Below are 3,154 nucleotides of genomic sequence, written 5' to 3'. Positions count from 1 at the left end.
TGCCCGGTGCCCAGCGCGGCGCCGGTCTCGGCGTCCACGATGACCATGCGGCCAAGCCTGAAGGTGATCTCGTAGCCCTTGCGGGCCAGCTCGCCCGCGAGGCTGCGCCAGTCGGGGGCGTTTTCCAGCACCGGCAGCAAGATCTGGCGCAGCAGCGCCGCGGTCTCGCAATCGGGCATTTCGGGAAGTGTGACGGGGCCGACCCAGCCGACCGCCGAGATAGGTGCGATTCGCATCGTTCTTCTCCTTGCCTGTGCTGCCAGCATCCGCCTTCAGTTGGGCGCAATTTTGGCAACCAAAACGTTAAGCCCGCGAGTGCTGCATGCGTGCAACAGGCAACGCGCGGTGCGATCCGGGGGGCTCCGGTGCCCCCTGCGGCACGCGCGGACGGTTCGCAACGTGCAGGCGCGGCTGCAGGGGGGCGGAGTGTGCGCCGGTGGTGCGGCGTCGCGGGCCAGGGAGAGAGCGAGAGAGAGGTGGCCGGGCGACGCGGCGGTGCAAGCGCCGGCGCCGTGCCGCCGTTCCGTGAGTGAATGGGCGGCCGGATGGAGGTGGTGTCAGAGGCCGAGGAAGCGCAGCACGCGGTCCAGGGTGCCGATCTCGGGACGCACGTGACGGTCGCATAGCAGCAGGTTGCGGGCGGTGAGCGCCTCGATGCGGCGGCCGCGGGCAAGGGCGAGGAAATCGGTCGAGGCGGTCATGGTGGCAGTGGTCATGGCGGGCTCCAGTATCTGTCCGGTGCCGTTCTGGCCGTTGTGCGCTGGCTTCTGCCCGCGCCGTCGAGATCAATGTATCCCGTGGTGTGCCGTGGTGCCAGTTTTCCGAAGGGTAGCGCCCCTGTGGCAAAGGATGTGTCGCCGCCTATCCGACCGAGTAGGTAGAATTTTCCGAAAATGAAAACGGGGCCCGTGGGCCCCGCTCGATTTGCGTCGAATTTGCAAGGCTGCGCGGTGTCAGCCTTTCTTCAGCGCCTTCTGGCCAAGCACCTCGGCGATCTGCACGGCGTTGAGCGCCGCGCCCTTGCGCAGGTTGTCCGAGACGCACCAGAAGTTCAGGCCGTTCTCGATGGTCGAGTCCTGACGGATGCGGCTGATGAAGGTGGCGAAATCGCCGACGCATTCCACCGGGGTCGCGTAGCCGCCGGGCTCGCGCTTGTCGATCACCATGATGCCGGGCGCCTCGCGCAGGATGTCGCGGGCCTCGTCCTCGTCAAGGAAGTCCTCGGTCTCGATGTTGATCGCCTCGGCGTGGCCGACGAAGACCGGCACGCGCACGCAGGTCGCGGTGACCTTGATGCTCGGATCCACGATCTTCTTGGTCTCGGCGACCATCTTCCACTCTTCCTTGGTCGAGCCGTCGTCCATGAAGACGTCGATTTGGGGAATGACGTTGAAGGCGATCTGCTTCTGGAACTTCTTCGGCGGAACCTCGGTCACCGGGTTGTAGACCGCCTTGGTCTGATCCCAGAGCTCGTCCATGCCTTCCTTGCCCGCGCCCGACACCGACTGGTAGGTCGACACGACGACGCGCTTGATCTTGGCGCGGTCATGCAGCGGCTTCAGGGCAACGACCATCTGCGCGGTCGAGCAGTTCGGGTTCGCGATGATGTTCTTCTTGGTGTAGCCCATGACCGCGTCGGCGTTCACTTCCGGCACCACCAGCGGCACATCGGGGTCGTAGCGGTAGAGCGACGAGTTGTCGATCACCACGCAGCCCGCTGCCGCGGCCTTGGGGGCATATTTCTTGGTGGCGTCCGAGCCCACGGCAAAGAGCGCGATGTCCCAGCCGGTGAAGTCGAACGTGTCGAGGTCCTGGGTCTTGAGTGTCTTGTCGCCAAAGCTCACTTCGGTGCCGAGCGACCGGCGCGACGCAAGCGCGGCGAGCTCGTCCACCGGAAACTCGCGCTCGGCGAGGATGTTCAGCATTTCCCGGCCCACGTTCCCCGTGGCGCCAGCGACAACGACCTTATAGCCCATCTGGCTCTCCTTCGGTTTTTCCGCCCGCGCGCACGCTTGTCTGCGGCGCGTAGGGCTGGCGCGCCTCATACCGTATGGCATGGCACAACGAAAGGGTCTTTACAGAGAAAGCGCGATGGCAGCGAATCACCGACGCAGCCCAGCGATGGCATGGTGCCGATGCCATGTGACGTAAAGTTGAGCAAACGGTCGTTTTGTGCGCATATGGTGTGGATGCCCCTGTTCCGTCGGAAGAAACCCGCCAATTCTCGCAGGTGCAGAAATTCCAGACTTGTCTATGGATTGGGCATTCGCGTAGATGGAACCAACTTTTGATCACTGGTTGAGCAGATGAGTGACGTCATGCGCCGCGTAATCGTGGGCCGTTTCGCCGAAGGGTGCCGGACAATTTTCAGGAACTCGTTGAACGGACCGCGTTCGTGGAGGTCGAACTAAAATGCTCTACAGGCTCGTCACGTCTCTGACGCGGACGCAGAAGCAGTGGCTCTTCATGCTCATGGACGCAGGCGTCATCGCGATCGCGATGATCTCGGCCATTGCGCTGAACGCCGCCGTCAATCCCGACCTTCCGGGCACCGACCAGCTGATCCCGATGATCCTCGGACTGGTGGTCACGGGCAGCGCGCTGTCGTGGTGGTTCGGCCTGCCGCGCTTCACGCTCAACGCCTATGATACGCGCGGCATCGTCCGCACCGCCGGCTTCGCGCTGGTCTGCGGCGGCTTCGGGGGGCTCTTCAACGGCATGATCGTGCCGCCGCTGTCGCTTGCGGTCTACTTCAACTTCTCGCTGTTGCTGCTGGTGCTCGCCGCCTCGTGGCGGATCCTGCTGCGCTACGCCACCATCGAGGTCTACCGCCGCGGGATGAACCGCATGCGCGTGCTGATCTACGGTGCCGGCCAGACCGGCCAGCAGCTCGCCGCGGCGCTGCGCCACGACCACGCCATCGAGCCGGTGGCCTTCGTCGACGACAATCCCACCCTGCAGAGCCAAGTGATCGCGGGGCTGCGGGTGCACGCGCCCTCGGCCATCAAGGAACTGATTGCCCGCAAGGGCATCGAGCGCGTCGTGCTGGCGATGCCGTCGATCAGCCAGCCGCAGCTTGCCCGCATCGCCCACCGCCTGCGCCTGATCGGCTGCGAGGTCCACGCCCTGCCGTCCTTCGCCGAGCTCGTAGGCG

General features: G+C 64.9%; 3 protein-coding genes and 1 pseudogene. 1 reads left to right on the top strand and 3 read right to left on the bottom strand.

Features of this window, described 5'->3' with window-relative positions; translation table 11 throughout:
* The 3 genes from HC022_RS22395 to HC022_RS22385 form a co-directional block, all read right to left on the bottom strand.
* On the bottom strand, positions 1 to 236 hold a 236-nt coding region (locus HC022_RS22395), incomplete at its 3' end, for a hypothetical protein (RefSeq protein WP_167453872.1).
* A gap of 321 nt (positions 237 to 557) precedes the next feature.
* Positions 558 to 716, bottom strand: a complete 159-nt coding sequence (locus HC022_RS22390) for a hypothetical protein (RefSeq protein ID WP_167453871.1) — start codon at positions 714 to 716, stop codon at positions 558 to 560.
* A 237-nt stretch (positions 717 to 953) separates the two neighbouring features.
* Complete coding sequence (locus HC022_RS22385; RefSeq protein ID WP_008886759.1) at positions 954 to 1,976, bottom strand: aspartate-semialdehyde dehydrogenase; 1,023 nt, start codon at positions 1,974 to 1,976, stop codon at positions 954 to 956.
* A gap of 436 nt (positions 1,977 to 2,412) precedes the next feature.
* Between HC022_RS22385 and HC022_RS22380 the strand changes: the two are divergent.
* Positions 2,413 to 3,154, top strand: a pseudogene (locus HC022_RS22380) (polysaccharide biosynthesis protein); the annotation flags it as partial.

The organism is Salipiger sp. HF18 (genome assembly GCF_011806505.1).
In the GTDB taxonomy this organism is placed as follows: domain Bacteria; phylum Pseudomonadota; class Alphaproteobacteria; order Rhodobacterales; family Rhodobacteraceae; genus Salipiger; species Salipiger thiooxidans.
The sequence above is the reverse complement of the archived record's forward strand: the minus strand, read 5'-3'. Positions and strand labels throughout refer to the sequence as shown.

Bases quoted from the DNA above. Each gene is read 5' to 3' on its own strand.
- HC022_RS22390 (WP_167453871.1), bottom strand. From the start codon at position 716: ATGACCACTGCCACCATGACCGCCTCGACCGATTTCCTCGCCCTTGCC.
- HC022_RS22385 (WP_008886759.1), bottom strand. From the start codon at position 1,976: ATGGGCTATAAGGTCGTTGTCGCTGGCGCCACGGGGAACGTGGGCCGG.